29 protein-coding genes and 2 pseudogenes are annotated in these 24,283 nt (G+C 72.7%); 13 read left to right on the forward strand and 18 right to left on the reverse strand.

Annotated features, from left to right (window positions below):
* Positions 1–12: 12 nt before the first annotated feature.
* On the reverse strand, positions 13–1,422 hold the full coding sequence (gene mobF, locus WBK50_RS33795) for a MobF family relaxase (protein WP_341339815.1): 1,410 nt from the start codon (positions 1,420–1,422) through the stop codon (positions 13–15).
* A gap of 1,022 nt (positions 1,423–2,444) precedes the next feature.
* On the opposite strand from mobF, the gene WBK50_RS33800 reads away from it, so the two are divergent.
* The gene (locus WBK50_RS33800; protein WP_341339816.1) at positions 2,445–3,002 is read left to right on the forward strand and encodes a translation initiation factor IF-2; all 558 of its coding nucleotides are present in this window, start codon (positions 2,445–2,447) and stop codon (positions 3,000–3,002) included.
* A 294-nt stretch (positions 3,003–3,296) separates the two neighbouring features.
* Here the strand turns inward: WBK50_RS33800 and WBK50_RS33805 are convergent, their stop codons facing one another.
* The 3 genes from WBK50_RS33805 to WBK50_RS33815 all read right to left on the reverse strand — a co-directional run bounded on the left by WBK50_RS33805 (position 3,297) and on the right by WBK50_RS33815 (position 4,940).
* Complete coding sequence (locus WBK50_RS33805) at positions 3,297–3,440, reverse strand: hypothetical protein (protein WP_341339817.1); 144 nt, start codon at positions 3,438–3,440, stop codon at positions 3,297–3,299.
* Positions 3,441–3,941: 501 nt separating this feature from the next.
* Positions 3,942–4,304, reverse strand: a complete 363-nt coding sequence (locus WBK50_RS33810; protein WP_341339818.1) for a hypothetical protein — start codon at positions 4,302–4,304, stop codon at positions 3,942–3,944.
* A 90-nt stretch (positions 4,305–4,394) separates the two neighbouring features.
* Positions 4,395–4,940, reverse strand: a complete 546-nt coding sequence (locus WBK50_RS33815) for a hypothetical protein (RefSeq protein WP_341339819.1) — start codon at positions 4,938–4,940, stop codon at positions 4,395–4,397.
* Between the two features lie 175 nt (positions 4,941–5,115).
* On the opposite strand from WBK50_RS33815, the gene WBK50_RS33820 reads away from it, so the two are divergent.
* Positions 5,116–6,030: a M48 family metalloprotease gene (locus WBK50_RS33820; protein ID WP_445942422.1), complete on the forward strand. Its 915-nt coding sequence runs from the start codon at positions 5,116–5,118 to the stop codon at positions 6,028–6,030.
* A gap of 84 nt (positions 6,031–6,114) precedes the next feature.
* The gene (locus WBK50_RS33825; RefSeq protein ID WP_341339821.1) at positions 6,115–6,750 is read left to right on the forward strand and encodes a hypothetical protein; all 636 of its coding nucleotides are present in this window, start codon (positions 6,115–6,117) and stop codon (positions 6,748–6,750) included.
* Positions 6,751–6,995: 245 nt separating this feature from the next.
* On the opposite strand, the gene WBK50_RS33830 is transcribed toward WBK50_RS33825, so the two are convergent.
* Positions 6,996–7,274 carry a hypothetical protein gene (locus WBK50_RS33830; protein WP_341339822.1) on the reverse strand — a complete coding sequence of 93 codons (279 nt, stop codon included), beginning with the start codon at positions 7,272–7,274 and terminating at the stop codon, positions 6,996–6,998.
* Between the two features lie 139 nt (positions 7,275–7,413).
* Positions 7,414–7,824, reverse strand: a pseudogene (locus tag WBK50_RS35555) (bifunctional DNA primase/polymerase); the annotation flags it as partial.
* On the opposite strand from WBK50_RS35555, the gene WBK50_RS33835 reads away from it, so the two are divergent.
* Positions 7,742–7,927: a hypothetical protein gene (locus tag WBK50_RS33835; RefSeq protein ID WP_341339823.1), complete on the forward strand. Its 186-nt coding sequence runs from the start codon at positions 7,742–7,744 to the stop codon at positions 7,925–7,927. The pseudogene WBK50_RS35555 and the gene WBK50_RS33835 overlap by 83 nt on opposite strands.
* Before the next feature lie 298 nt (positions 7,928–8,225).
* On the opposite strand, the gene WBK50_RS33840 is transcribed toward WBK50_RS33835, so the two are convergent.
* The gene (locus tag WBK50_RS33840; RefSeq protein ID WP_297494437.1) at positions 8,226–8,495 is read right to left on the reverse strand and encodes a WhiB family transcriptional regulator; all 270 of its coding nucleotides are present in this window, start codon (positions 8,493–8,495) and stop codon (positions 8,226–8,228) included.
* Positions 8,496–9,163: 668 nt separating this feature from the next.
* On the opposite strand from WBK50_RS33840, the gene WBK50_RS33845 reads away from it, so the two are divergent.
* Complete coding sequence (locus WBK50_RS33845) at positions 9,164–9,964, forward strand: hypothetical protein (RefSeq protein ID WP_341339824.1); 801 nt, start codon at positions 9,164–9,166, stop codon at positions 9,962–9,964.
* A gap of 219 nt (positions 9,965–10,183) precedes the next feature.
* Here WBK50_RS33845 and WBK50_RS33850 read toward each other — a convergent pair whose 3' ends face one another.
* Together WBK50_RS33850 and WBK50_RS33855 are read right to left on the reverse strand one after the other, a co-directional pair.
* A complete protein-coding gene (locus tag WBK50_RS33850; protein ID WP_341339825.1) occupies positions 10,184–10,624 on the reverse strand; it encodes a single-stranded DNA-binding protein in 441 nt (146 codons plus the stop codon).
* 287 nt (positions 10,625–10,911) lie between these two features.
* Positions 10,912–11,220: a hypothetical protein gene (locus tag WBK50_RS33855; RefSeq protein WP_341339826.1), complete on the reverse strand. Its 309-nt coding sequence runs from the start codon at positions 11,218–11,220 to the stop codon at positions 10,912–10,914.
* A 375-nt stretch (positions 11,221–11,595) separates the two neighbouring features.
* Here WBK50_RS33855 and WBK50_RS33860 point away from each other — a divergent pair, with 375 nt between their 5' ends.
* Together WBK50_RS33860 and WBK50_RS33865 are read left to right on the forward strand one after the other, a co-directional pair.
* On the forward strand, positions 11,596–12,012 hold the full coding sequence (locus WBK50_RS33860) for a hypothetical protein (protein WP_341339827.1): 417 nt from the start codon (positions 11,596–11,598) through the stop codon (positions 12,010–12,012).
* A gap of 193 nt (positions 12,013–12,205) precedes the next feature.
* Positions 12,206–13,021, forward strand: coding sequence for a class I SAM-dependent methyltransferase (locus tag WBK50_RS33865; protein ID WP_341339828.1), 816 nt, complete (start codon positions 12,206–12,208; stop codon positions 13,019–13,021).
* A gap of 6 nt (positions 13,022–13,027) precedes the next feature.
* Here WBK50_RS33865 and WBK50_RS33870 read toward each other — a convergent pair whose 3' ends face one another.
* Positions 13,028–13,453, reverse strand: coding sequence for a YunG family protein (locus WBK50_RS33870; RefSeq protein WP_341339829.1), 426 nt, complete (start codon positions 13,451–13,453; stop codon positions 13,028–13,030).
* Positions 13,454–13,549: 96 nt separating this feature from the next.
* Between WBK50_RS33870 and WBK50_RS33875 the strand changes: the two genes are divergently transcribed.
* Genes WBK50_RS33875 through WBK50_RS33885 form a run of 4 tightly spaced genes read left to right on the forward strand, consistent with a single transcriptional unit; the run spans position 13,550 to position 15,463 of the window.
* Positions 13,550–14,077 (forward strand): DinB family protein, encoded by a 528-nt coding sequence (locus tag WBK50_RS33875; protein ID WP_341339830.1) that lies wholly within the window; start codon positions 13,550–13,552, stop codon positions 14,075–14,077.
* Positions 14,078–14,082: 5 nt separating this feature from the next.
* On the forward strand, positions 14,083–14,634 hold the full coding sequence (locus WBK50_RS35560) for a nitrilase-related carbon-nitrogen hydrolase (RefSeq protein WP_445942423.1): 552 nt from the start codon (positions 14,083–14,085) through the stop codon (positions 14,632–14,634).
* Positions 14,556–14,774 (forward strand): hypothetical protein, encoded by a 219-nt coding sequence (locus WBK50_RS33880; RefSeq protein WP_341339831.1) that lies wholly within the window; start codon positions 14,556–14,558, stop codon positions 14,772–14,774. The genes WBK50_RS35560 and WBK50_RS33880 overlap by 79 nt, the downstream gene beginning before the upstream one ends.
* Positions 14,771–15,463, forward strand: a complete 693-nt coding sequence (locus WBK50_RS33885) for a pentapeptide repeat-containing protein (RefSeq protein ID WP_341339832.1) — start codon at positions 14,771–14,773, stop codon at positions 15,461–15,463. Before WBK50_RS33880 ends, WBK50_RS33885 begins: the two co-directional genes overlap by 4 nt.
* Here the strand turns inward: WBK50_RS33885 and WBK50_RS33890 are convergent.
* The 7 genes and pseudogenes from WBK50_RS33890 to WBK50_RS33920 form a co-directional block, all read right to left on the reverse strand.
* A complete protein-coding gene (locus tag WBK50_RS33890; RefSeq protein WP_341339833.1) occupies positions 15,460–15,777 on the reverse strand; it encodes a hypothetical protein in 318 nt (105 codons plus the stop codon). The genes WBK50_RS33885 and WBK50_RS33890 overlap by 4 nt on opposite strands.
* Positions 15,752–16,120, reverse strand: a pseudogene (locus WBK50_RS33895) (putative protein N(5)-glutamine methyltransferase); the annotation flags it as partial. The gene WBK50_RS33890 and the pseudogene WBK50_RS33895, both read right to left, overlap by 26 nt.
* A gap of 284 nt (positions 16,121–16,404) precedes the next feature.
* Entirely contained in the window at positions 16,405–16,533 is a 129-nt protein-coding gene (locus WBK50_RS33900) for a hypothetical protein (RefSeq protein ID WP_341339834.1), read from the reverse strand.
* Between the two features lie 515 nt (positions 16,534–17,048).
* Positions 17,049–18,815 (reverse strand): ParB/RepB/Spo0J family partition protein, encoded by a 1,767-nt coding sequence (locus tag WBK50_RS33905; protein ID WP_341339835.1) that lies wholly within the window; start codon positions 18,813–18,815, stop codon positions 17,049–17,051.
* A 589-nt stretch (positions 18,816–19,404) separates the two neighbouring features.
* On the reverse strand, positions 19,405–19,614 hold the full coding sequence (locus WBK50_RS33910) for a hypothetical protein (RefSeq protein WP_341339836.1): 210 nt from the start codon (positions 19,612–19,614) through the stop codon (positions 19,405–19,407).
* Positions 19,615–19,711: 97 nt separating this feature from the next.
* Positions 19,712–20,263 carry a hypothetical protein gene (locus WBK50_RS33915; RefSeq protein WP_341339837.1) on the reverse strand — a complete coding sequence of 184 codons (552 nt, stop codon included), beginning with the start codon at positions 20,261–20,263 and terminating at the stop codon, positions 19,712–19,714.
* Positions 20,264–20,344: 81 nt separating this feature from the next.
* Positions 20,345–21,496: a DUF932 domain-containing protein gene (locus WBK50_RS33920; RefSeq protein WP_341339838.1), complete on the reverse strand. Its 1,152-nt coding sequence runs from the start codon at positions 21,494–21,496 to the stop codon at positions 20,345–20,347.
* Positions 21,497–21,969: 473 nt separating this feature from the next.
* Here WBK50_RS33920 and WBK50_RS33925 point away from each other — a divergent pair, with 473 nt between their 5' ends.
* Positions 21,970–22,557: a hypothetical protein gene (locus tag WBK50_RS33925; protein ID WP_341339839.1), complete on the forward strand. Its 588-nt coding sequence runs from the start codon at positions 21,970–21,972 to the stop codon at positions 22,555–22,557.
* A gap of 90 nt (positions 22,558–22,647) precedes the next feature.
* Positions 22,648–23,094: a hypothetical protein gene (locus tag WBK50_RS33930; RefSeq protein ID WP_341339840.1), complete on the forward strand. Its 447-nt coding sequence runs from the start codon at positions 22,648–22,650 to the stop codon at positions 23,092–23,094.
* Positions 23,095–23,813: 719 nt separating this feature from the next.
* On the opposite strand, the gene WBK50_RS33935 is transcribed toward WBK50_RS33930, so the two are convergent.
* On the reverse strand, positions 23,814–24,215 hold the full coding sequence (locus WBK50_RS33935; protein ID WP_341339841.1) for a hypothetical protein: 402 nt from the start codon (positions 24,213–24,215) through the stop codon (positions 23,814–23,816).
* Positions 24,216–24,283: the final 68 nt, after the last annotated feature.

Consider the following 24,283-nt stretch of genomic DNA (forward strand, 5'->3'; position numbering starts at 1 on the left):
GCACCTCGTTCGTCAGATCCCGCAGTACACCCTCGAGTGCAGGCGTGCGATCCGACTCCACCTTGATCGCGTTCTGCAGGAGCCCGAAGTCCCACGTCGCGTTGCTGGCCTGCACGGAGTGGACGGCGGCCTGCAAGGCCTCCTCGCGGGTGCGGTGCACGTATCCGTGCTGGTCGGGATGCCCGCGCCGCCGTACTTGGTCGGCGTGTGCGGCAACATCGACGACCACATTGCCGAGAGCCTCCAGGCGTGGCCCGGACCAGTTGTCGAGCTGCTCGGCCGGGGAGATGTCCCCGGTCTTACGGGCGCGGTCCTCCACCTTCGCCAGACCCCACATGCTCTTCCGCTCCGCGGGGAGGGCTCACGACCTTGCCGCTGCCGGAACTCCTCGATGCGGGCGTCCAGGTTCGCTTCGACCTGACGCGCCCGCGAGGACGCCTCAGCGCAAAGCTGCTGGTCTACCCCCAGAATCTCGCGCGCCTTGCCGTCGGGGCGCATGGCCATGACGACCCCGAGCTTGGCCGCCAGCCTGGTCTCCAGCGTGCGGTCGTAGATCGCGACCGCACCGAACTTGATGGCCTTGAACCCCTTGCCGTCGAGAGCCTGGATGTTGCGGCTGCGCCGCTCGATGACGCGGTTCAGCACCGCCACGTGCGTGTGCAGCTGCGGTTCCTGATTGCGATTGGTGGAGTGGTCCCAGCGGGTCCAGACCAGCCCCGTCGCCTCGTCGAACCGGCCCACGGACTGCCCACCGGCGGTCTTCCCGTGGTAGCCGGAGCGGGTGTAGGCGGCCTCCTGCTCGATGAACGCCATCGCCTCGGCGATCGCCTCCCGGTGCGCATCCACGACCGCCTGGGCGTCCTCGGACCGGCCCTGCGAGCGCAGCGCGGCGTGCAGGATCGACACGCTCTTCTGCGGCGAGAACGTCAGGTCGTAGTACGCCACCGCCTTGCGGCCGGACGCCGCCGCGGCCGTCTCGATCTCCCGGCGGCGCTCCTCCCCGGCGTCGGATTCCTTCGCCAGCGCGGCCGCGACCCGCTCCGCGGTGGACTTGAACTTGCGCGGCGGACGCCCCAGGAACTTCGGCTCGTCCGGGGTCGAGTCCGGACGCATCAGCTTCCCGAACACCGCCCGCACATCGTGCTCAGTCGCCGCCGTCCCGGGCGCGATCCCGAGCATCTCCTGTAGCGCCCCGCCGAACCACACCCCGGGTGGCTCCTTCTCCGCCGCCGCCAGCAGGTAGCCCGCCCCGGCGGCCGGCGACCCGTTCCCCCCGCCATCGCTCGGGGCGGCGTCGGGGCCGTCGCGATCGAGGTCGTGCTCGGCCGGGGAGGGCTCGTGCTCGTGCTCGGCGCAGCCGCTTCCTCGCAGGAGGTAGTCCACCGCGCCCGCAGACACGGCGGTGATCCCGAGGAAGCCCACGTGATCACCCTACCAAGATCATTAGGCTAATGCATGGGTCTGTTGCGTTCGAGTGGTGAGGACTGGCTAGGGCATGAGAGCGGCGAGATGAAGAGAGAAGTGGATCATGAGAGGAGGAGGGTGATGGGTGATGGAGGGATGAGCAGGGGGATAGAGAACGCAGGTGTGGGAGGAAGAGCAGTGGAGGAGAAGTGGTCGGTGGAGGGCCCAGAGGCCGGCTGTGGCGGCTGTGGAGCAGCCGCGTCAGGCTCGGGCTAGGAGAAAGGCGCGTCGATCTCTGGGGCGTTCTGGGCGGGCGCCCCGTGCTGGTGTCCCGCCGCGCTTTTGACGGGGGCTTCAGCGGCCTTCTGGGCAGCATCTGGATGCATGGCCGGCGGCCGAGAGGCCGTCCTGGGGTGCCCGTGGGAGGGCCCCGGGAGGCAGTGACTGGTGACCGGTTGCGTCGCGTTGATGGACACGCGGAAGGGTCCGCCGGGGGTGCGCGGGTTCTTCTGAGCCGCTCCGCGGCTACTCGGTGCTGGCCATCTAGACCGCGGTGAGCCACCCGATGAGGTGCGGGAGCTCCTCACTGGTGAACCCGCCGTCGATCCGCACGTGCTGCCCGCCCGCGTCCTGCAGGGGACGGCGGCCGGCGGCTGGCCTCGATGGCCTCAGCCCGGTCTCGCGGGGACGGGCGGGCTGGGTTCATCGGCCGCTGGCCCCGTCCGGTTGCGCTGACCCTTCGGGCGATTCGGGTGCCGCCATGTCCCGGAGGACCGACCCGACCATCGGCGCGACCAGCACGAACCGGGGGATCGGGGTGCCACGTGGTGCTCACCGATCGGGGTGTCTCGCCGGAACCCGCCTGTGCCCCGGCTTGGCGACCATTTCGTGGCGTCCGTGACCGGCCGAGGGCCCCGGACGAGCCCTCAGCGGGGCGTGGGGCGTGCCTTTCCGAGGCCGTGAGCCGTGGTGTTTGCGCTGGTCGCTACCTACGCTGACGGGGCCAGTGTCGATCAACGAGAGATCAACAGGGAGGACTGATGTCGACGACCACGACCGGCCGGGGCCAGCCCCGCCGGACCCGGCGTCCCCCGGCCGAGCAACAACGCCTGGAACGGCTGACCGCGGCCCGCGACCAGCTCGACGCCGCGGCAGCCGAACGCCGCCGCCGCGAAGACGAGGCGCTCGCCGGATACGCGGCGACGGCTGGGGAGGCCGACGAGGTGATCGCCGCCCGCGACGTCGCGCTGGCCGACCTCGACCGGCAGCGCCAGGCCGTCATCGACGGCGCCGCGGCGAAGCTCGCCGACATCGACGCGCGGAAGACGGCCGTGCTGGCCGTTCTGAACGAGCTCGGCCGCAGCGCGGACGAGCTATCCGCGTTGTTCGAGATCCCGGTCAAGAAGGTCCGGGCCCTGCTGCGCACCCAGCGCCGCAGCACCCCGGCGCCGACCGAACCGGCTGCGACCAGCGACAACAAGCCATCCGGGACGCCACCGGGGAGCTCCAGGACCGGCCGGCGGGTACCTCGCCGGAGCAGATCGCCAGCTAGAACCTGCTGGTCGAGGCACACGGTGTTCCGGTCCCGGCGGTGGTGACCGGGGACAGCCGAGACAGCCTTTCCCGTAGGTGGAAGGGGACGACGATCAGTCAGCGCTGCTCGTCGTCCCCTTCGCCACGTCCGGACCCGACAGCGCGCCGGGCCGAACCCCTGGCTGCGCCGCCGTGGCCGGTCAGCCGAAGCGAGCCCGGGCTTCGGCTCGCGGTGGAGCGCCCGCCCGCCTAGATCGTCTTCACCGTCTGGACAAGCAGCTGCGCGGAGGGCATGCCGTCCTTGGCTGCGTGGTCACCGCTGGGGGGCCGCCCCGGCGGGGGGCGGCCCCTTGCGGGGGTCAGAACGGCGGGACCAGGTCCGGGCAGAGGCTCTCGGGCCTGGCCTTGGTGGCCTCCGGGAAGGTGTCCTCGATCCAGTGCTGGAAGGCGACAGCCTCGGCCGTGGAGAGCTGGGTGATCTCAGTGTCGAGGGTGAAAGCCATCGTGTCCTCCGGTGGTCGGTGCGGGTGGAACGCGGCTTTGCCTCAGCAGGTCGGGGTGGGGTCCCCGCAGGGGACGGGGAGGGGGTTCTGGCTGGCCCATCCCGGTGTGACCGCCTCACCCGACCGGTAGCTGACGACGCGACCGCAGCGCGGTCTCACCGGGATGGGTCGGCCAGGTTCATCTGCCCGCTCGCCCCACCCCGATCTGCTGACCTCCGGGCGGTCCAGTCGTGCCGACCACCGGAGGACGCACCCACCCGCACCGGGCCACCGTCGCCCTCGCCGGTGCCTCACCGCGGACCGGCACCCGCCGCCCCCACCGGGGCAACTGCGCCGCCGCCCCACCGTGACCAGCACCAACCCCGCGACCGCGGCCAGGTGACCATGTCGAACCGCGAGGAGCCGTCGACCGAGGGCACTTTGGCTGGGTGCGTGAAGACTGGCTGCAGAACAAGAAGGCGATCCCGCACTGCTGAGTCCGGTTCCCACTCACCCTCTCGATCAGGGGTCGAGGATCGCGCCCTCGGCCGCGGCGAGCCGCCCGACCAGCGCCAGAAACTCCTCCCGGGCGGCGGCGGGGCCACTGCCCCCGGTGCGAGGGTGCGCGAGCATCCGGGCGGCGAGCTCGTCCACGCTCCAGCGGACCAGCAGCCCGTGCCGGGACAGGTAAAGCGCGACCGACCGGATCCGGTACCGGTCACCGACCGAGTCCAGCCAGGCGTAGGCCAGGACCTGCCACAGCCACACCGCGACCTTGCTCGCCGGCTCGGCCCGGATGACCGTCTTGACGTCGACCAGGGTGTCCCCGACCAGCAGATCCCCATTGGCCCAGTGCGCCACGAACGCCGGCCCGGCATGCCCCAACGGCGCCCCCGACGGCGGCCGGCGGGCCAGCTCGTGCAGTTGATCGAGGGTGCCGGAGGTCCGCAGCCGCTCGGCCAGCCGCGCGGTCTCCTACACCACCGCGGCCGGGGTCAGCGACCGCAGTTGCTCGACGGTCGGCTCGTCGCCGGCCAGAAGCTCCTCGAGGTCCGCGCCGATGGTCCCGGACCGGTAGACGTCCTCCGCGGCCGACCACCATCCGTAGGTGCGGGCCAGGCCCCGCTCGACCCCGGGTACGCCGATCGTCCCGGTCGGGGCGTGCTGGTCGTGGTAGCGGTGGGTGCGCTCAGCCAGCTCCCCCAGCGCGACGTCCGCCCAACCTGCCGGCTCCTCGGCAGGCCACGGTTCGCACAGGTCGCGCCACCCACACCGGGTCGGGCGGAAGTCCAACGCGCAAGCCGCGTCGGCGGGCCGCAGCGACCGGTGCGAGGGGAAGCCGGCCGCGATCCGGTGCGCCGCCGCCCGGGTCAGCAGACCGGGCCCGACCAGCCCGAACAGCCCGTAGTAGAGCGGGGCCTGCTCCACCGCCGCGGCCATCCGCGCCCCGAAGGTGCCGCCGACCTCGGCCCAGTGCCGCGGGCCGATCTCCGTCCAACGCGCTGGACGGACCGGGCTCACCCGGGTCAGAACCCGGCAGCGCGAAGCGCCGTTCGGTGATTCGGCCTGTAGTGGCGATCAGGCCGGATCGGCCTCAGGCGCACCGCGATCGTGGCGCGGCCCGAGTGTTATCGGCTTCGGCGGGTATTTCCTGCGCGGAACGCGAGATCACGGGCCCGTTGCCCCTTAGGGCGGGATGTCCGCAGTGTCGCTTCCCACGAGCCTGGAGGACGGTTCGGTGCAGGTGCTACGCAACGGGTTCAAGACCGCGGTGCTGCTGGGGGTTCTGTCGGCGCTGATCCTGCTGGTGGGTCAGTGGCTGGGCGGGACCACCGGGCTGGTCGTCGCCGCGGTGATCGCCCTGGGGATCAACGGGGTGTCCTACTTCTACTCTGAGCGGCTCGCGCTGCGCGCGATGCGCGCCGAGCAGGTCACCGCGGCTCAGGCGCCGCGGCTGCACGCGATCGTGGCCGAGCTCGCCGAGCGGGCACAGATGCCGATGCCCCGGGTGTACGTGAGCCCGACCGCGACGCCGAACGCGTTCGCGACCGGCCGCAACCCGCGCCACGCCGCGGTGTGCGTCACCACCGGCATCCTCGAGCTGCTCGACGAGCGCGAGCTGCGCGGCGTGCTGGGCCACGAGATCAGCCATGTGCGCAACCGCGACATCCTCATCGCCTCGGTCGCGGCCGGCCTGGCCAGCATGATCATGATCCTGGTGAACATCGCCCAGCTCGGGGCGCTGTTCGGGTTCGGCGGCGACGAGGACTCCGGCCCTGGCTTCCTGGAGATCATCCTGTTGGCGCTGATCGGACCGCTGGCCGCGGGGTTGATCCAGGCCGCGATCAGCCGGTCGCGCGAGTACGCCGCCGACGCCTCGGGCGCTGAGATCACCGGCGACCCGAAGGCCCTCGCCGCCGCCCTGGCCAAGATCGAACGCGGTGTGGCGGCCCGGCCGCTGACCCCGTCCCCCGACGCCGCGCCGGTGAGCGCGTTGATGATCGCCAACCCGTTCTCCGGCCGTGGGCTGATGCAGATGTTCTCCACCCACCCCGATACCGCCGACCGCATCGCCCGCCTCCGCGCCATGGCCACCCGGCCCCACCCCTGAACCCAGGCCCACCAACACCCGCAGGCAAGACCCGACGCGGGCCGCGGCGCGCGGCACGCTCCGCACCAGGAAGGTTTGATGGGAATGGGACTTCTCGACAAGCTGCGCGAACGCCTGACCGGCTCCACCAGTGGGCAGGCGCCCGGTGGCCCATTCGGCTCGGCCGGGGCGCGGCCCGGCGCCGCCGCAAGCGCCCCGGCCGGCCAGCGCTCCGCGCAGGACCCGGACGAGGCGGCTGTGCAGCGTTACCGCTACATGCTGCGCACCGCCCCACCCGAGACCATCGAGCAGGCCCACGCCGAAGCGTTCGCCAAACTCACACCCGAGCAGCGCCGCAAGGTCCTCGAGGACGTCGGACAGGCCGTGCCCGCCTCCGAACGCGCCAGCTCTGACGACCCCCAGTCGCTGGCCCGGATGGCCACCCGCGCCGAAATGCGCCAGCCCGGCACCATGGAACGCACCCTCGGCGGTGGCCGCGGCGGCATGGGGATGGGAGGCATGATCGCCGGCAGCCTGCTGGCCAGCGTCGCCGGCGCCTTCGTGGGCAGCGCCGTCGCCGACGCATTCCTGGGTGACGACGTCGGCGGCGAGGACATGGCCGGGGGCGAGGACATGGCCGGCGACGCCCCCGGGCAGGAGCCCGGGATCGCCCCGGGCGTGAGCGATCCCGGAATCAACGACCAGGGCCTGGGTGACTTCGGCGGGATGGACGACTTCTGACACCAACAGCCGGATGTGGTTCGAAGTCGCGCTGTCAATCGACCGGCGTTCGACAGAGCGGCTGTGGTGGTGGCTGAGACAGAGGAAGGAACGAGATGGAGCGAGGAAGGGCTGACGATAAAACCGCGGCAGTTGCCAGCTCAGGCCGGACCGGGCGGCCGCTTGGCCAGAGGCGCCCGGCCGTCGGCGTGGGCGCCGGGGCGGGGGAGGGCCCCGGGGTGGCAGCCGCCGGCCGCGCGAACCGGTCATGTCTGGCCCCGTCCTCGCCGGATGGTGCGCGGCAGCTTCCGGCCGAAGGCGATGCCGTCGTCGATGTCGCGGACGACCTCGCGCTCGGTGGTGTCGGGCCCGATGTGCCCGGCGGCGGCGTCGAGCAGGATCTCCCGCGCGGTCTGCTCCTCGAGCTCCCCCGCCGCCGACGAGCCGCCCCAGGGTGCGGGCGGCCTTGAGCCGGGCCTCGTGCCGGCTCCCGGTCTGCGCGGCCGCGAGGTCCGCGGCCTCGCTCTCGATGATCGCCCGCACATACGCGCCGGCCCGGATCCGGGAGAGCTGCAGCGGCTCCGCCGGCAACGGAGGCGGCGGCGGGGTCAGGGCCGTCGCCAGCCAGGCCGGTAGCGGGGCGACCTTCCCGTGCCGGGCCACCCGGTATATGCCCTCGCTCCGGACGGAGCCGGCGCCGACGACGAACCCGCCGTGCCCCCGTGTGTCGATCTTCCAGCCGAGACCGCTCTGGGTGTTGCGCAGCTCGAGCCCCTCGGGCATCAGGTAGTACAGGTGCTCGCCGCCGGTCGGGGTCGTGACCGTGTAGGTGGCGCCGGGGTCGGGTTCACCCGAGGCAGTGGCCAGCCGGCGCAGCACCTCCCGGCCCCCGCTCGCCCCCGCCCATTCCTCCGGGGCCTCCTGCCCGCGGCCCTGATCGAGGTCGATCACCAGGATCCTGCTGCGACCCACCGCGAGCCCGATGTTGTAGGGCCGGGCGTTCCACCAGTCGGTGATCGTGTCCGGGTCCCGGGTGGCGGCGTTCTCCCAGTCCTTGACCGCGGGCAGCTTGCCCTTCGGCCACACCGGGAACACGTACAGACCGGCCGCGGCGGCGTCGAGGGCAGCCTGCATCAGCCGGGTCGGGCGCGGGTTCGGGCTGGCCTGGCTGCTCATGGGCGACGCTCCCCGTCGGTGATCGTCACCAGGGTGCCACCCGCCACCGACAGAACGGGCCACATCGGACCCGACACCACCGGGCCCGGTGACCGGGCCCCGGGCCGCCGGCGTCGTGTTGGTCGCGGTGGTCATGTCGTTTCCTCCTGCTGATCAGACCGGGCCGGCGTGGTCCCGGCTCCGGTGGTGCTGCTCCGGTGGTGGCGCTCGGGTGGGTGTTCGGGCGGCGGTCGATGCGGTGCGGGTGGGGTGCGCGGTACCGTCCGGCCGGACCGGGCCAGATGTCAGCTGGCCCGGCCCACCCCGTCGGTGCCGGTGGGTCACGCCGCCGGATGGGCGGCGGTGCGCCGGCCGGAACGGCCCCGGCGGTCGATCCCACGGCGCTCGCGGCGCTCGAACTCATCCAGGCCGCCCCACACGCCGTGGTCCTCATGCGCCATCGCCCACGCCAGGCACCGGTCGGTCACCGGACAGCGCCCGCAGACGGCCTTCGCCTCAGCGATCTGAGTGGCGGCCGGCCCGGCGTTGCCGAGCGGGAAGAACAACTCCGGCGGCTCGTCGGTGCAGGCGCCCTTGTTTCGCCAGTCCATGACGGTGCTCCTTCTGTTGGTGGTGACGGGGGTGCTCAGCGGGCCGCGGGCTGTTCGCTGCGGGCCACGAGGATCCGGTGGCACTCGGGGTTCGAGCAGCAGTCCTGCAGCCCGAACTTCGCGCCTCGGACCCTGCTGCCGCAGGCGCGGGCACCAGCGCTCTGCGCCGCCCCCGCCGGTCTCGCGGTTCTTCCGGTTCAGAAACCTGATCGCCATCGCTTCTTCTCCTCCTGGGATTTGCGCGCGCCCCGGTGCGGGGTGCGGGTGTCTTTGCCCCCTTCTCCGAGAGAGGCCGGGTCCGGGCAGCGCCCGGCCCCCGGAGGGGCTCGCCCGCACCCGGGCCCGTCAGGGCCGGTGCGGGCGGTATCGAGTTGTGCGGGCTGCACCCGGGCCACCGGCGGTGCTCCGGGTGTCCCGCCCAGACGGCGGGACGGGGTTTGTTCTCCTCGCTTCGGCGCGACCGGGAACGCCCGGGGTTCCGCCTGCTGGTCCGGGCTCGCTGCAGGCGACCGCGCGCGGCCGGAGCGCAGGGCCTGGACCGGCAAGGGCGGGTTCTCGGGCACCGTCGCGGCGACGAAAAGCGAGGAGACCCCGGCGATCCCGCCGCTGCGGAGGCTCGCCGGCAATCCGGTGGCCCACGCCCACCGGGAACGCTGATCATGGGTGCTATGGGAAGACCGGGCTGGGTGTCCGACGTGAGCGTCGGGGACTGGATCGCCGATCGTCTGCGGGTCCTGGACGGCAGGGTCGGTTCGACCGTGCCGGCGGTGTTCGACGCCTACGCCCGCGTCCTGCACCCTCCGCACACCATGACGGGCGAGCCCGGGTCCTGGGTGCAGGTGTGTGCCCGCACGGGGGCCACGGCGCACCCGCTGATGCAATGGCGGGCGATTTCGCGCGCCGAGATCGTCCCGATGGCCGACGGCTGGGTCACCGAGCGTTCGGCGTGGGCGGGGAGCCCACCGGACCTGGGGAACCTCCCTGCCGACGCCCTGGCCGCGCTGCTTGACGTGCTGACCGGCCACACCGCCGGGCAGCGGTGTGTGTTCGCGCTGTGGGAGGGCTTGGACTGGGTCGACACCCGCGGTGCCTCGGTGACCCGGACCTTGCCCGATGGTCGGTGGGTGAGCGAGGAGCCCCCGTCGGCGTTCCCCCTCGAGATCCTCGAGGGCCCGCGCCTTGAGCTGCCGGGGCGGAGCTACCTGCTGTTCACCGGCCCGCTCGACGACGCCGGCGGGCTCGGGGACCCGCGTGGGATCTGGCCGCAGTCACCGAACCTGTTCTGGCCTGCCGACCGCTCTTGGTGCGTCGCGACGGAGATCGACTTCGACTCCACACTCGTCGGCGGCAGCCGCGACCTCGTCGCCGCCGTCCTGGCCCACCCACGGTTGGAGGCGTGGCCGGTCACCGCAGACGACTCGCTGGCCTGGGACGCCGACACGATCAACTCCGGACAGCGGCGCCCCTGATCACGGGGCTGCGGCAGGTCTTCCGCCGGCCCCGGCCTACCGGCGTCCCGCGCCGTGGGGACGCCGGTACGGGGCACGACGGCGGACTTCAGCCGGCCCCGGCCGCGGCGACGAGCCTGCATGGCGATCCAGGCGACGATCGTGAGGCTCCTTCGAGCAAGACGGGCGGGGGAGACGGGCGGGGCCCGGCCCCGAAGGGCCGGGCCGCGCCCGGGGGGATCAGCCGACCTGCTGCGGGGCGGTGCTGCGCTGGGCCTGGTCGGAGGGCTGCTCGCCGCGGTTGCGCTCGACCTTGGTGACCTTCGCGCGCTGGGCGCGGAGGCTGACCGCGATGTCGCGGGCCTCGATCTTGTGGCGGCGGATGACGATGTCCTCGCCGCCGGGCTCGTAGGACTCCTTGGTGTAGGAGTCGTCGCCCTCCTCGCCGGTGACCGTGACGGCCATGCCCTTGGCGATGCTGTCGTAGACGTTCTCGGCGAACTCGCCGAAGCAGACCACGTCCTTCCAGACCGTGGGGCGGGTGACCCGCTGGCCCTTGGCCCGGTCGAACCGGCGGGAGTTGATCGCGATCGAGAAGTTGACCACCGCGATGCCGTTGTTCTTGCCGTAGTTGATCTCAGGGTTCTTGCCGACGTTGCCGTGGAAGGTGTTCTCGTTCATGGCGGGGCTCCTGTCTGGAGGTCGGTGCGTGGGGGTGACGCGGCTCCGCCTCAGCGCGCGGTTCGGGTCTGGGCGGGGGTTCCGGCTCGTCCATCCCGCGTGGTGACCGCCAATGCCCGGCCGCCGGCCGACCCGGAGAACCGGCGCGGCGGTCTCACCGGGATGGATGGGCACGGGTTCATCGACCAACGGCCCGGACCGGGTGCTGACCCTTCGGGCGTCTCCACCAACCACACCGGCCGTCCACGGCGGGAGCCTCGCCCCTGCGAGGGCCACCGCACCCAACGTCATCCGGCCCGGACACACCGCCGGATCTCCAGGCCAGACGCCGATTCCGGTCCGACTGCCTCGAGCTGGGCAGCGCCCGACTCACCCCGCGCAAGGCGCCCGGTGTGTGTGCTGGCCTCACAGCCAGAAGAGGCGGTGCTGGAGCGGCTCGCTGTCTCGTGCCCGGTCCATCGCCCGCTGCGGCCGTGCGCGCGGTCGCGGCTGGTGACGACGAGCTCAACCTCCTCGATCACCGCCCCCGGCCACGAGGGATCACCGAACCGCTCGTCCCGTTCGGACCGCGCCACCGCGTCGACGTCGGTGATCATGTCCGGGAAGTGCCGATGACAGCCCCGCCGCGACCACTCCCGCCGCCGCGAGGCGGGGCGGGCGCCGGTGCTCCAGGAGATCCGGCGTACCGGCCGTCGCGGGCAGCCCAGTCCGGGCCGGTCCGGACCGTCGGGGTAGGCCATCGCCTGGCAGGTCGGCCCGGACAACCGCATCGCCCATCCCAGGTCGATGCGGTGCTCTCGGAGCGCCCCGTCCGGCCCGCGGTCAGTTGGGGACAGACGACGTACGGCGTTGCTCGGCGCGTATCACGTCCGCCGAAGCCCGAGTCATATGGAGCACGGCCGCATTTCGGGCGCGACCCGAGTCCGCGCGGTCGTGCGAGTTCGTCCACCACCGAAGAGAAGGAGAGTGGCATGCGACGACAGACCCTGCTCCTGAGGTTCGAACCGCAGGCGACGCCGCCCGCGGGCGATCCGCCGAGATTCGACGTCAAGTCCGGGCCGGGCACGGTGACGCTGCTGGACGGCGACGACTCGGGGGTGCCGACCGAGGCCTCCTACGAGACCCACGTGAAGATGACGAGCGAGACGACCTTCGACGAGGACGGCGAGATGGTGTTCGACGGCGGAGGCCTGCGGCTGAGCACCGTCGGCGCCGGGGTCATCGAGTCCTCCGCCGAGGAGGGCACGCTGCAAGGCGCCGTGACCTGGCGGATCGAGGGCACCGGCAGATTGGACGGTGCGACCGGGCTGCTGTCCTCGAACTTCGAGTTCCACCCCGAGCAGGGCACCGCAGTGGAACACCAGGTCGTCCGGCTCTTCCTGCCCTGACGCCGCGGAGTGCCCGGGAGCGGGGATCAGGGATGTGGCCCTCGCCCGCGGCCTCGTGCCAACGGCCCCTGAACCTGCGGAGACGCGAACAGGGCCGTTGTCGTCCGGCCGGAGATGCTCGCGGAGCACTCGGTATCGGGGCCGCGTCGGCTCCGGCATCCTTGCCGAGGACGGCGGAGGAGGAGGCGCCCCGATGACCGGTCGTCCTGTCGAGGCATGGGCCAGCGACCAGGCCTACGAGCCGTACGTCGGGCGGTGGAGCCGGCTGGTCGCGCCGCGGTTCCTGCAGTGGCTGCCGGCGAGGCCACCGTCGGCGTGGTGCGACGTCGGCTGCGGGACCGGTGCGCTCGCGCACGCCATCCTGGCGACCGAGCAGCCCACCCGCGTGCTCGGGGTCGACCCGTCCGAGACGTACCTCGCCGCAGCCCGGCGGGGCGCGGCCGGCCTGCCCTTCGACGCGGTGATGGGTAGCGCGACGGCGATCCCCGCCTCGGACGGGCAGTTCGACCGGGTCGTCTCGGCGTTGGCGCTCAACTTCGTGCTCCGGCCCGGCGAGGCACTCGCCGAGATGCGGCGGGTGACCCGGCCCGGCGGCCTGATCGGTGCCTACGTCTGGGACTACGCCGACGGCATGCAGCTGATCCGGATGTTCTGGGCCGCGGCGATCGCGCTGGACCCCGGCGCCCTCGAGCTCGACGAGGGGGCTCGCTTTCCGCTCTGCCGGCCGGAACCCCTCCGCACGCTCTTCGGGTCGGCGGGGCTCGCCGACGTGGACGTCGCCCCGATCGAGGTCCCCACGGTGTTCGCGGACTTCGACGACCTGTGGCGCCCGTTCCTCGGAGGCCAGGGCCCGGCGCCCGGCTACTGTGCCTCGCTGCCCGCCGACCGCCGGGACGCCCTCCGTGACCGGCTGCGGGATACCTCGCCTCGGCAGCCCGACGGAACCATCCCGCTCCAAGCCCGGGCCTGGGCCGTCCGCGGGACCGTGCCCGGTCCCGGGCCGTCCTGACGACCGCTACGGAACGGCGCCTCGCGCGTCGGCGGATCCGGGGCCGTCCATCGGCGCCGCGAGCCTCGCCAGCACCCTCTCCCGGAGCAGCTCGTACTCCTCGCGCAGTCGGCGGATCGTCGACGGGCGGGCGATGACGACGCCGCCGACGACGACCTCGTCCGGCCGGAACTGCTCGCGGGTGAGGTCGACCTCCACGCCGAGACCGAGGCGGTTCCCCCAGTGGAAGTCCACCCGCTCGCCGTCGACATGGACCTCGCCCCGCACGAGGTCGCCGCCGAGCAGGTCGTTGACCACCAGTGCGGTGACGCCGCACTGGTCGCGAGCCGGGTTCTCCGGGCTCCACCGCGACCGGAACTCGGGGGTGCTGGTGTCGGCGCCCCAGCTGGTCCGTACGGCTCGTTCGATGGCGGTGAGCGAGAGCGGGTGCATGGCCGCATCGTGCCTGCGGGCACCGACGGTTTCGGTGACGGGACCGGTCTCGCGCGCGATGCGAAATCGGCTCGCGGGCCCGGTGACGATGACTTCATGTCGATCGAGATCGAGGACGACCCCCGCACCGAACCTCCGACCCGCGGCGACGACCGCGCGATGCTCGCGGGGTTCCTGCGCCGGCAGCGCGAGACGCTGGAGCTGAAGTGTTCCGACCTCGACGCCGAGCAGCTCGCCCGGCGCTCCGTCGAGCCGTCGTCGATGTCGTTGCTCGGGCTGCTGCGGCACATGGCCGAGGTCGAGCGCAGCTGGTTCCGGCGGATCATGTCCGGCGAGGACGCCCCGAAGATCTACTGCACCGAGGCCGACCCCGACGGAGACTTCGACGGCGCGGCACCGGACCCCGCGCTCGTCACCGAGGCCTGGGCGAACTGGCGGGCCGAGATCGCCCACGCCGACCGGTTCGTGGCGGAGGCGCCGGATCTGGACGTCACGCGTGAGGAGAAGTGGCGGGGTGCGATGTCGCTGCGCTGGGTGCTGATCCACATGATCGAGGAGTACGGGCGGCACAACGGCCATGCGGACCTGCTGCGGGAACGGATCGACGGCGCGGTGGGGCAGTAGCCGCCGTGCCCGAGCCGTTGCCGATCGCCGCTGCTCAGCCGCGCATCGAGCCCCACGACGTCGAGGCCAACGCCCTGGCCCACGCCGCCGCGGTCCGCGAATCCGGGGCCCGTGTGGTCGTCTTCCCCGAACTCTCGCTGACCGGTTACGAGCTCGACGCCGCCGTGATCACCACCGACGACCCGCGCCTCGCCCCGCTCGTCGACGCCTGCGCGGAGACCGGTTCGATCGCGCTCGCCGGGGCTCCGCTACCCGGCGACCACATCGCGATCCTGGCCGTCGCGGCGGCGGAGCCACGGTCGTCCACCGCAAGGTGCGGGTGGGGGACGAGGAGTCCGCGCGATTCACGCCGGGGGACGCGCCCGCCGTCCTGGCCGTCGACGCTGGCGGCTCGGCCTCGCCGTCTGCCGGGACACGGGCATCCCGCAGCACGCCGCGGACACGGCCGCGCTGGGCATCGACGCCTACGTCGCCGGGGTTGGAGACGAAGGAGGACTCGGACGTGCCGGACGAGCGCGCCAGGCGCGTCGCCGCCGAGCACGGCGTCTGGGTGGTGACGGCGAGCTTCGCCGGCGCGGCGGGCGGCGGCTTCCAGGAGGCCGCGGGTCGTTCCGGGATCTGGGCGCCGGACGGGGCCGTCGTCGCGGAGGCGGGGCCGGAGGTCGGGGCTATCGTGCGTGGCACGCTGCGTGCATGACCGTTCTCGAGGACCGCGACGCCGCCGATCCCGAGGTGCTGTGCGCGATCGCTGCGGGTGGCCAAGCCGGTGAGCGGGTGTTCCGCCGCTGCACGTTCGACGAGGCGGACCTGGCGGATGTCGACCTCTCCGGCGCCGTGTTCGAGCAGTGCTCGCTGGCCGGGGCGAGGTTGGGAGGCGCCGATCTGGACGGCGTCCACGTGGTCGGCGGCAGCTTCGCGAGGGCGGATCTCACCGGCGCGGAGCTGAGCGAATCGCGGTTCACCGACGTCGACCTCTCGCAGGCGCGGTTCACGGGCGCGCTGCTCGGCGAGGCCCGGTTCGACGGCTGCCGGCTCGTCGGCGCGGACCTGACGTCGCTGCGCGGCGTGGTCCTGACCTTCAGCTTCGACGGCAGCAACCTGCAGCTCGCGAGCCTGCAGGACGCGACGTTGAAGGGGCTGCGCCTCACCGGTGTCGACCTCAGTGACGCGGATCTGCGCGGTGCCGACCTGCGCGACACCGTGCTCGTGAACTGCGTGCTCCGCGGGACGGACCTCTCCCACACCCGGCTCGACCGCGCAGACCTGCGCGGCGCGGACCTGGGCGAGCTCACCGCGGACGCGCCGCGGGACCTCGCGGGCGCGATCATCTCTCCCTCCCAGGCCGCGGACGTCTGTGGCGCGCTGGGCCTGACGGTGATCGGCTAGCCCGCGGCCTGGCGCGCCAGCCCGTCCAGGACCTCGGTCCGGTTCCCGGGCACCCGGACGTCGACGATCACCTCGTCTCCGCGCCGCACGTCGAACGTGAAGAACGAGCAGCACTCGGACTCCCGCGCGGCGAGGTCCCTAACCCGCGCCTCGACCTCGTCCGTCCCCGCGAGGTGCAGCCGCAGCCAGCCCGGCTCCCGCCGCTCGACCCGGCGCAGCGACGCCGTGAACAGCGCGTCGAACTCGTCGAGGCGAAGCGGCTGCTGGGCCGTCGGGAGGGTGCAGGCGTCAACCGGGACCCAGCTGTTCGACATGCCCTCCAGTGTGCACCGGTGAGCGGCCGATGACGACGGTCGCGCCGAGGTCCTCGAAGGACGCGACCCGGGTGACCAGCCTGCTCCGCTCGAACGCCGCGACGGTCCGCGGCGCCTGGTGCTCGCTCGTCTCGATCAGCAGGTGCCCGCCCGGTGCCAGCCACTCCGGTGCCCCGGCCGCGACCCGGCGCTGGATGTCGAGGCCGTCCGCGCCGCCGTCGAGGGCGACGTGGTGTTCGTGGTCCCGGGCCTCCGGCGGCATCAGCCGGATCTCGGCGGTGGGGACGTAAGGCGCGTTCACGACGAGGACGTCCACCCGCCCCTGCAGCTCGCCGGGCAGGGGAGTTGACCTGGTTGCGCGCGGTCGGCGCCTTGGTGACCTTCCAGACCTTCCCGGCGTCGCCGGGGCGCTGGAACAGGCTGTCGAGGGTGACGAGGTCGTAGCGGTTGTAGGTGCGCCCGGTGCTGTTCATGGTTGCGGTTCTCCTCGGTGGGGATGGCGTTGTTCGGGTCCGGACGGGGAGGCACCGCGCCGAGGTCAGGGCGGCGCGGGCCCCTGCCGGGGCAGGTGGCGGGCGACGATCCCGCCGATGCAGGGCGGGCCCGCGCGGGCCCGCCCCGGGGGGCTCAGAAGCCCGGCTCCGCGAGCGCCCCGGCCAGCCCGGCGCCGATCTGGTCCTCGCGCTCGGCGTGGTCGTCGAAGTCGCGCCACTCGGTGGCGTTGAAGCTGGTCGGGGTGATCGCGGTGCGGAACATCAGGGCCTCCCGGTGGTCGGTGCGGGTGGAACGCGGCTCTGCCTCAGCGCGGCCGGGTGGGGTCCCCGAAGGGGACGGGGAGGGGGTTCTGGCTGGCCCATCCCGCGTGGGACCGCCCCTGCCCGACCGGCAGCCGAGGACGCGACCGCAGCGCGGTCTCACCGGGATGGGTCGGCCAGGTTCATCTCCCCGCTCGCCCCACCCGGTTGTGCTGACCTCCGGGCGGTCCAGTCGTGCCGAGGACCGGGAGGCCACCCGGCCGTACCGCCCGGCCCGACCCGCCGGCACCGCTGCGCACCCGCGCTGCACCCGCGCTCGCCGCTGGCACCGGGCGAACCCGCACCGCACCGCACCGCCGCACACCTCGTGCCGCACCCGCGCTCGCGACTGGCACCGGGCGAACCCGCACCGGCTCGGCCCCGGGATCCCGCCCCGACCCCTCGCCAACTCCATTGGCCTTTGCCGGCGTGGCGGGGGTAGGGCGGCGGCGGGGCCGGCGCCCTACCCGGTTCGCGTCAGGCCGCCTCGGCGTCCCCGACCTCGTCGGTGGTGGCGCCGACCTGGGGTTCCTCGGCCCCGATGTTCTCGTCCCCGGCGGGGTCGCCGGTCTCGTCGGCGTATTCGTCGAGGTCGCTCAGCTCGCCGGTTTCGGCGGCGGTGGTGTCCTGGGCGGACTCGCGGTCGGCGTGGGGGTCGATGACGAGCTCCTCGACGGGCTCCAGCGGGTAGCCCCAGGACTTGAGCGCCCTCATGTAGGCCGCGCTCTCGGGCAGGCCGTTGCGCCAGCTGTGCCGGCCGAGGCTGTCCTCGGCGGCCGCGAGCAGGACCGCGAGGGTGAGCATGGTGGCCTTGGCCGCGTTCGCGGTCTCGGTGAGCTTCGCGATCGGGTTCGCCCGCCCGGCGTAGTAGCCGGCCGGGACCTCGAGGCCGAGCAGCTCGCAGGCCAGCTTGTTGCCGCCTTCGAGGGCCTTGCGCACGTCGTGGCCGCCCTGGGCGAGGACGGTCGCGATGTAGCGCCCGGCATCCTTCGGCGCGGTCTTGCGGGCCAGCAGCACCGTGCGCAGCCACTCCCGGCGCACCGTGACCGCGGCGTCCCACGCCTTGTTGTTCTCGACCACCCGGCGCTTCTCGGCGCGGCGGGTCTCCTTCTGCTCCTCCGACAGGCCCGCGTAGCTGGACCCGGACCCCTGCGACCCGGCCCCCTGCGACGCGGCCCCCGCGTAGCGGTCGGCGTGGCCGTTCCCGGCCGGGTCCAGGCAGTAGCTCTCCTCCTGGACCTGCGGGCCCTCTTCGCGGATCCACGAACGCCGCAACACCGTGAGGTGCACGGCGTGCCCGGGGCAGCTCGCGTGGTCCGCGCTGCGCAGCGGGGTGCCCGAGGGGTCGTCGGCGCGGGGCCGCAAGTCGGTGGTCCGCCGGGCGGTGGCGTGGTCGTCGAGGTCGGCGAGCACGGCGATCCCGGCGTCGGTGAGCTCGGCGGCGCGGGCGGCGATCAGCGCGGTGTCCTCGCGGTCGTTGCGGACCCGCTGCACCACGTGGGCGAACCGTTCGGGCTCGCGCTGCGCGGTGACGGTCAGCGTCTTGATCGCCTCCCGGCCGGCGGGGGTGCCGTCGTCGAAGCCGGCGATGACCGCGGCCTGGTCCAGGGTGATGTCGTAGCGGTCCAGCACCGCAGCCGCCAGCTCGGAGCGGGCGACGGTGGTGGTGGCCCGGACCCGCCTGGCCGGGGTCCGGGTCTGCCGGGCGATCTGCGCCGCGGACAGGCCCAGGTCGAGCAGCTGCTGGTGGGCGCGGACCTCATCGACGTCGACGATGTTCGCCCGGTGCTGGTTCTCCCCGAGCTGATCGACGATCCGCTCGATCTGCGCCGCGGCGCTCGCATCCGGCTCGGCCTCGACCTCCACGAGGACCTTGACCCGGTCCAGGCCGGCCCTGACCGCGGCCAGGGTCCGGCGCTGGCCCTTGCGCACGACCAGGGCCCCGTCCTCGACGCGGCGACGGACCGTGATCGGCTCCCGCACGCCACGGTCCCGGATGGAGGCCACGAAGTGCGGATCGAGCCGGACATCGACCCGGGTGTTCACCCCGACCACCAGCTCGCGGGGGTCGGCCCAGACCAACTCGCCGAGCCCGCCGGGCCGGCCGCCGCCCGCGGCGAGGGTGCTCTCCACGTCGGGGTTATCGACGCCGGGGTTTTCGACGTCGGGGTTTTCGACGTCGGGGTTTTCGACGTCGGGCACCGTGTCGGTGCGGGTCGGGTCGGGGGTGTCGATCGGGATCATGGCGGCCTCCGAGAAAGCGATCGGCCCGGGACAACGGGTTGTCCCGGGTGGGGAGTGCGTCCCGGTGTGGGACGCACTCCACGGCAGCCACCGGCCGGGCCGGGCGAGGGTTCGCGCTGGCCCGGCCGGTGTGAACCCGCGATGCGCGGCGGCCGGGGGGTCCGCGCCCTCGGGGTCGTGTTGGTGCGGGGCGGGTTCACCCGGGGCGGTGCCGGCGGCGGTTCATCGCCCACCAGGCCCGTGGCGGGGGATGCCAGAGTGCGCCGTCCCACAAGGAGGGAGCCGGACCCGGTGACCTCCGTGCCGGGACCCACCACGGCCTCGGCCATGCCGGGCCCGACCGACCCGAGCCCGGGCGGCCGCGTCCCTTCTCCTCCTGCTCCCGGTGGGGTGCGGGCCGCGTAGCGGCCGCACCCCACCCGCGATCCTCAGCCGGCCCGCGCGGTCCTCCGCCCTGCCCGCGCGTTCGGCCTCCGCGACCGGCCGGGTCTCGCCGTCGATCCGGACGGTGATGGTGAACCCGCGCGCTCGCAGCGGGTCAACGGTGCGAGTGATCGCGTCCTGTAAGGGCCAACCGCAGGTCAGCGAACTAGACCTGGTCCTCTTGACGTTCCGGGTAGAAGTACTCGGGCACGGGGACCCCCGGACGGGCTAACTCCCAACTCAGCAGGCGGATGTCCGCCAGCACCCTGACCTGCTCTGCCGCGGCCTCCCGCGCCTCCCGCCGGCCCGCACGGACGTGGTGTGCAATCTCGAAGAAGACCGCCACCGCAGCGAGGCCGATGAGTCCGAACAGCATTACGAGCCACCAGACCGCTACATCGCTCGCCATCGTCGCCCCCCCTTCTCACTGATCAAGAAGGGCGGAGCCTGCCATGACGCCTGCCTTATGGCCACTAACCTCGACGGTCGCTGTCGTGCGGGGTTTCGTCGTGCAGGTGCCGCAGCGCCGGGTCGATGAGGGCATCCGGGGTGAGCCCGGCGTCGCGGGCGAGGTGGAACAGGTCGGCGATGAGGTCGCCGCCGACCTCGATGAGCACCTCCGGATCGTCGAAGTCACCGGCCCGGGCGCCGGTGTGTTCGCGGTAGGCCTGCAGGGCGGGGAGCGCGAGCTCGGCACAGTCCTTCTCCGCGGTGGGACCCGGCCGCTCTACCGCGCGGGCCAGGCCCCGGATCAGCGAGGGGGCGGACCGTCCGGGGTCGATCCCGAGCCCGGTGAACCACCGGGCCAGGGTGGACACGGTGTCGCCGCCGTTCCAGCCGCCGTCGGCGTGTTCGCCGGTCTTGAGCTCGACGAACAGCGCGATGATCGCCCGCACGGCGGGCCGTTCGAGATCGAGATCCAGCGCGGCCGGGTGCAGCCGGTCGTGCTCGAGAAGCGCCGCCACGTACCCCGCGCCGGTGGTCGTGGGGTTGGTGGGCTGGTCGGTGTGCGCAGAGCTGGTCATGGTGTCCTCCTGGACGAGAGCGGGAGAGCCGGCGGGCCGCGCGGGCAGGGGCGGCGCGCTTGGCGCCGCCCCTCCCGGGGGTCAGCCGCGGCTGGCGTGGGCCGCGGCGAGGCTCATCGCCCGCAGGCCCTGGGCTTCCATCTCGTAGGCGGCGTCGGCGTTGGTGATCCGCTGTGCGGCGGAGGTGACCGCGTGCAGGACCCCACCGGCGGTGCGGTCCCCACCGGAGATGAAGTGGTTGAGGATCGTGTCCTGCTGCTCGCCGGTGAACCGCAGCGCCTTGCCCACGTGCTCCAGGGTTTCGGTCGGCGTGGTGACCTCGACCCCGGCGGCGGTGGTGATCTCGGCGAGTCGGCCCCTGACGAACTCGCGGTCCAGGAACGTCGCGACCGCGTCGCGGGCCTGCTTGATGACCAAATCCAGCGCGACCCGCTGGGTGTCGTCGGCCCAGCGGATCTGCCCCTCGGGCAGGCGCCCGCCCAGGTGGACCTCCTTGAGCACGTGCTCGGTCAGCGTCATCCCGTTGTTGCAGATCTCCACGGTGAGCTGCGGGGAGATCTTGAAGCTGCCGTTGCCGGTCTCGGAGTTGGAGATGACGAACCCGGCCCAGACCAGCGGGTTGTCCGCGCCCCGGGCGCCGGAGAACGGGCTGGTGTAGTGGGCCAGCAGGTCCGGGGCGTATTCGGCGATCTCGGTGGAGCGGACCTTGACATACATCCGGGTCTCGGTCAGGTCGGCGGAGGTGATGTCGACCTGTGCGCCGGCCTGGCGGATCCCGTCGAGCGCGGACATCAGCACGTCGAGGTTGTCGACGATGCGGAACTGGTCCGACAGCAGCGCCCGCATCACCCCGGTCTCGCCCTCCCCGGCGAGGCCGCGGACGAGGAAGCGGCGGGTCGGGTCGTGGGCGAGCCAGCCGTTGACGTTGGCGTCGTAGAGGCCGAGGTGGTTTTCCCGGACCCGGCGCAGGTACTGCGGCGGGATGTCGAGCTTCTTCGCGATCTGGTTGTCCGCGGCGGTGGTGGGCAGCAGCCGGGCATCGGTGCGGGTGACCCCGTCCAGGGTGAGCTCGTGGGCGGCGCCGGCCACGTGCAGCCGCCCATCGGCGGCGTGCAGGTTGCGGGCGGCGGTGACGACGTCGAGCTTCGCGGCGTGCTGCCCGCGCAGCACCTCCACCAGGTCGGCGAGGGTGGCGTGGCGGGCGGTGAGCTGCGGGATCGTGGGCTGGGACATGAGCGCTCCTGTAGGGAGTCGAGGCGCCCCGGGACCGAGAGGGGATCGGTCCCGGGGCGGCCCCACCGCTGTGGTGAGGCGTGACTCGCCCGCACCCCGGGCGCCGGCGCGGGCGGGGGCCCGCGCTCGCCCGACCGGCGTGAGATCACTCCCGCAAACCGGCACCCGAGCCCCGCGACCGCAGCGGTGATCTCACCCGGGTCGGGCCGGGCAGGCGGGGCATCGACCGGGAAGCCGCGACCGGGGTGCAGAGTCACCACGCCCTCACCCAGGCGGAGGCGCGCCCGGGCCGCTCGCCGCGGAACAACCCATGCGGCGGGTCCAGGTGGGTCAACGACGCGGCCCCGCCGATCAGTCCTCGGCTACGCGCAGTTCTTTCGGTCCTGATGCGACCCCGCCTCACGCATCTCGAGCAACCTCGCAAGCCTGCGCCGGCCGAGAAGGTCGACGGAGAGGGCCGATAAGGTCCGCGAGTGCTCGCCGCAGATGCCCCGACGTCGGCAGATTGGCTCTCCGCCTGGGGGCAGGTAGGCGGTGCGGCAGCGACCGCCGCTGCAGTCATCGTTGCCCTGTGGATCGCCTCGAGGGATCGTCGACGGCTGGCCCAGGACCGGGCGGACGAGGCGCGAGGCAGGGCGGCGATGGTGATCGCGGCGGCCAGCAACAGCAGTGTCATCGTCACGAATCACGGGCAGAGCCCGATCCGCCGCCCAGCGGTCGTGAGCAACTCGGTACCGGAAGATGCCGAGATCACTTGGACTCCACAGGGGGCCGGACAGGTTGATCCGGTCTGCGAGGTCCTGGCGCCCGGCGCGAGTGTCACTGTGCCTGGCGGATTCCAGCGAGAGCGTGTTCGAGATGGCAGATCAGAGATGCATATCTACGACTATGACCGTCCGCCGTACGGCGCGGTCATGACGATCAGGTTCATCGATGTCGACGGGCGGCTCTGGTCGCGCACAGGGCTCGAGAGCCCGGAACTCGTGGCCGCCAACGAGCAGGGCGCCCGCGTCTGGAAGGTGGGACGCCTATCGCGGCCCTGGTCGCGGCGAGCGCGGTGACCGGGCGAGGAGCGAGGGCGATCCTTGGGCTGGAGCTGACTGTGCGGGGCAAGGAGTAATAGATCGGTCACGCTGAGCGACACGATCTACGTGAGTGACGACGTTGCAGACGCGAAGCACCTGCTCGAGCTATGGGACATGCTGCCCGGCTGGAGCCACAAGACTTTCTGGTCCGATCTTGCGGCAGCGCAGGGACGCGGCGGCGAAGGAAGGCACTACTTCGACGAGAAGATGAACACGATTCCAGTGATGCTGAGGCAGTACCTGGAGAACGATGGCGAGGGCGACTCCTTCTCGCTGCCCTATCTCGCGCAGTACGTCCTTATGTTCTTCGACTGCGAGAACCAGGCGATGTTCGAGGTGCTCGATGAGGTCACCGGATACACGGCCGAGGCGGGCCGCTCAGGCCGGCGGTGGGCCGCGGACGCCACAGCAACGGCCTGGCGCCTGTACGTTCCTGGCCAGGCTCACACGATGCGCGGGATCCGGGACCCGGCCGACGACCAGCCTCCGTGGAAGCTCATCGAGGACGACTGACCCTGCGTGCGCCGGATGATCTTCTTCTTCACCGCCTGCAGGTCGGTCAGGCACTCCTCGATCACGTCGTCGGTGAGCCCGTAGCCGAAGGTGTGGGAGATCCGCTCGAGCGCGGCGAAGTCGTTCTGTGCGAGCGACCACAGCCGCAGCTCGACGGTGGGATCCAGGGTGGGCCCCGAGGACGAGCGTGCGGATCGACGCCGCCTTCCCGGCGCCGGGGATCGCCCCGACGACGACGTTGTTTTCGAACAGGCGGATCCGCCAGCTGATCCACTTGCACGAACTGCGGGTCGAGTCCGTCGAGGAGATCTGCTCTCAGGCGGGTTCGCCAGGGTGGTCGTTCACGTTCTCGGTGACCGGGGGAACCGCAGCGGTGATCTCACCCGGGTCGGGCCGGGCAGGCGGGGCATCGACCGGGAAGCCGCGGCCGGGGTGCAGAGTCACCACGCCCTCACCCAGGCGGAGGCGCGCCCGGGCCGCTCGCCGCGGAACAACCCGTGCGGCGATCCAGGTGGGTCAACGGCCCTTGCCGGTGCGCGCCCTCCACGGCCTAGGGATCCGGTACGGGATGCCGGTAGCCCTTTCGTAGAGAATCCCCCGCTGGGCTGGCGATCCTCGGACCGTTGAAGAGGAAGAGCGGGGATGGGTACTACCGGGGACGTTCCCCGACCCGGCTTCGCCCATCAGGCCAGTGCGGCCACAGGCCAACGATGACGAGGTCAGCTGCCGACGATGTCGGGCCCGGCCCAGAGCTCGACAGGTTCGCCGCGCACGGACTGCCACCCTGCGGCGAGCTCGGGCCCGGACAGGCCCGCGCGCAGCTTGGCCGATGTGTCCGTGCCGAACCGCCTCCGGATCCCTTTGCGCAGCGCCTTCTGCGCCACGCGGGCCAGCACGTCCGCTTCGGTGTCTTGGGCGGCGGACAGCAGCGCGACAAACTCGTGACGGCCCTGGCCGACGGTGCGGTTGGTTCCGCGGGCGGGCAGGGCGATGACCTCGGCGCTCATCGGAGTCTCGTCCTGCAGGCAGATGGACCGGGTCACCTCGGCCTCGACCAGGCCGGGGTCGATGCCGTCGGGGACTTGCACGCGCACCAGCGCCATCACCGGCACGGCCGTCATGGACATGCACCGCAGCCTAGGGCCCGACCCGCTCCCTGCGCGGATGAACTCCAGGCTCGCCGCATCTG

It is taken from the genome of Pseudonocardia sp. T1-2H (genome assembly GCF_038039215.1).
Classification (GTDB): domain Bacteria; phylum Actinomycetota; class Actinomycetes; order Mycobacteriales; family Pseudonocardiaceae; genus Pseudonocardia.

Bases quoted from the DNA above. Each gene is read 5' to 3' on its own strand.
- WBK50_RS33800 (WP_341339816.1), top strand. From the start codon at position 2,445: ATGTCGACGACCACGACCGGCCGGGGCCAGCCCCGCCGGACCCGGCGT.
- WBK50_RS33805 (WP_341339817.1), bottom strand. From the start codon at position 3,440: ATGGCTTTCACCCTCGACACTGAGATCACCCAGCTCTCCACGGCCGAG.
- WBK50_RS33820 (WP_445942422.1), top strand. From the start codon at position 5,116: ATGTCCGCAGTGTCGCTTCCCACGAGCCTGGAGGACGGTTCGGTGCAG.
- WBK50_RS33825 (WP_341339821.1), top strand. From the start codon at position 6,115: ATGGGACTTCTCGACAAGCTGCGCGAACGCCTGACCGGCTCCACCAGT.
- WBK50_RS33830 (WP_341339822.1), bottom strand. From the start codon at position 7,274: ATGTGCGGGCGATCATCGAGAGCGAGGCCGCGGACCTCGCGGCCGCGC.
- WBK50_RS33840 (WP_297494437.1), bottom strand. From the start codon at position 8,495: ATGGACTGGCGAAACAAGGGCGCCTGCACCGACGAGCCGCCGGAGTTG.
- WBK50_RS33845 (WP_341339824.1), top strand. From the start codon at position 9,164: ATGGGAAGACCGGGCTGGGTGTCCGACGTGAGCGTCGGGGACTGGATC.
- WBK50_RS33850 (WP_341339825.1), bottom strand. From the start codon at position 10,624: ATGAACGAGAACACCTTCCACGGCAACGTCGGCAAGAACCCTGAGATC.
- WBK50_RS33855 (WP_341339826.1), bottom strand. From the start codon at position 11,220: ATGATCACCGACGTCGACGCGGTGGCGCGGTCCGAACGGGACGAGCGG.
- WBK50_RS33860 (WP_341339827.1), top strand. From the start codon at position 11,596: ATGCGACGACAGACCCTGCTCCTGAGGTTCGAACCGCAGGCGACGCCG.
- WBK50_RS33865 (WP_341339828.1), top strand. From the start codon at position 12,206: ATGACCGGTCGTCCTGTCGAGGCATGGGCCAGCGACCAGGCCTACGAG.
- WBK50_RS33870 (WP_341339829.1), bottom strand. From the start codon at position 13,453: ATGCACCCGCTCTCGCTCACCGCCATCGAACGAGCCGTACGGACCAGC.
- WBK50_RS33875 (WP_341339830.1), top strand. From the start codon at position 13,550: ATGTCGATCGAGATCGAGGACGACCCCCGCACCGAACCTCCGACCCGC.
- WBK50_RS33885 (WP_341339832.1), top strand. From the start codon at position 14,771: ATGACCGTTCTCGAGGACCGCGACGCCGCCGATCCCGAGGTGCTGTGC.
- WBK50_RS33890 (WP_341339833.1), bottom strand. From the start codon at position 15,777: ATGTCGAACAGCTGGGTCCCGGTTGACGCCTGCACCCTCCCGACGGCC.
- WBK50_RS33900 (WP_341339834.1), bottom strand. From the start codon at position 16,533: ATGTTCCGCACCGCGATCACCCCGACCAGCTTCAACGCCACCGAGTGG.
- WBK50_RS33905 (WP_341339835.1), bottom strand. From the start codon at position 18,815: ATGATCCCGATCGACACCCCCGACCCGACCCGCACCGACACGGTGCCC.
- WBK50_RS33910 (WP_341339836.1), bottom strand. From the start codon at position 19,614: ATGCTGTTCGGACTCATCGGCCTCGCTGCGGTGGCGGTCTTCTTCGAG.
- WBK50_RS33915 (WP_341339837.1), bottom strand. From the start codon at position 20,263: ATGACCAGCTCTGCGCACACCGACCAGCCCACCAACCCCACGACCACC.
- WBK50_RS33920 (WP_341339838.1), bottom strand. From the start codon at position 21,496: ATGTCCCAGCCCACGATCCCGCAGCTCACCGCCCGCCACGCCACCCTC.
- WBK50_RS33935 (WP_341339841.1), bottom strand. From the start codon at position 24,215: ATGACGGCCGTGCCGGTGATGGCGCTGGTGCGCGTGCAAGTCCCCGAC.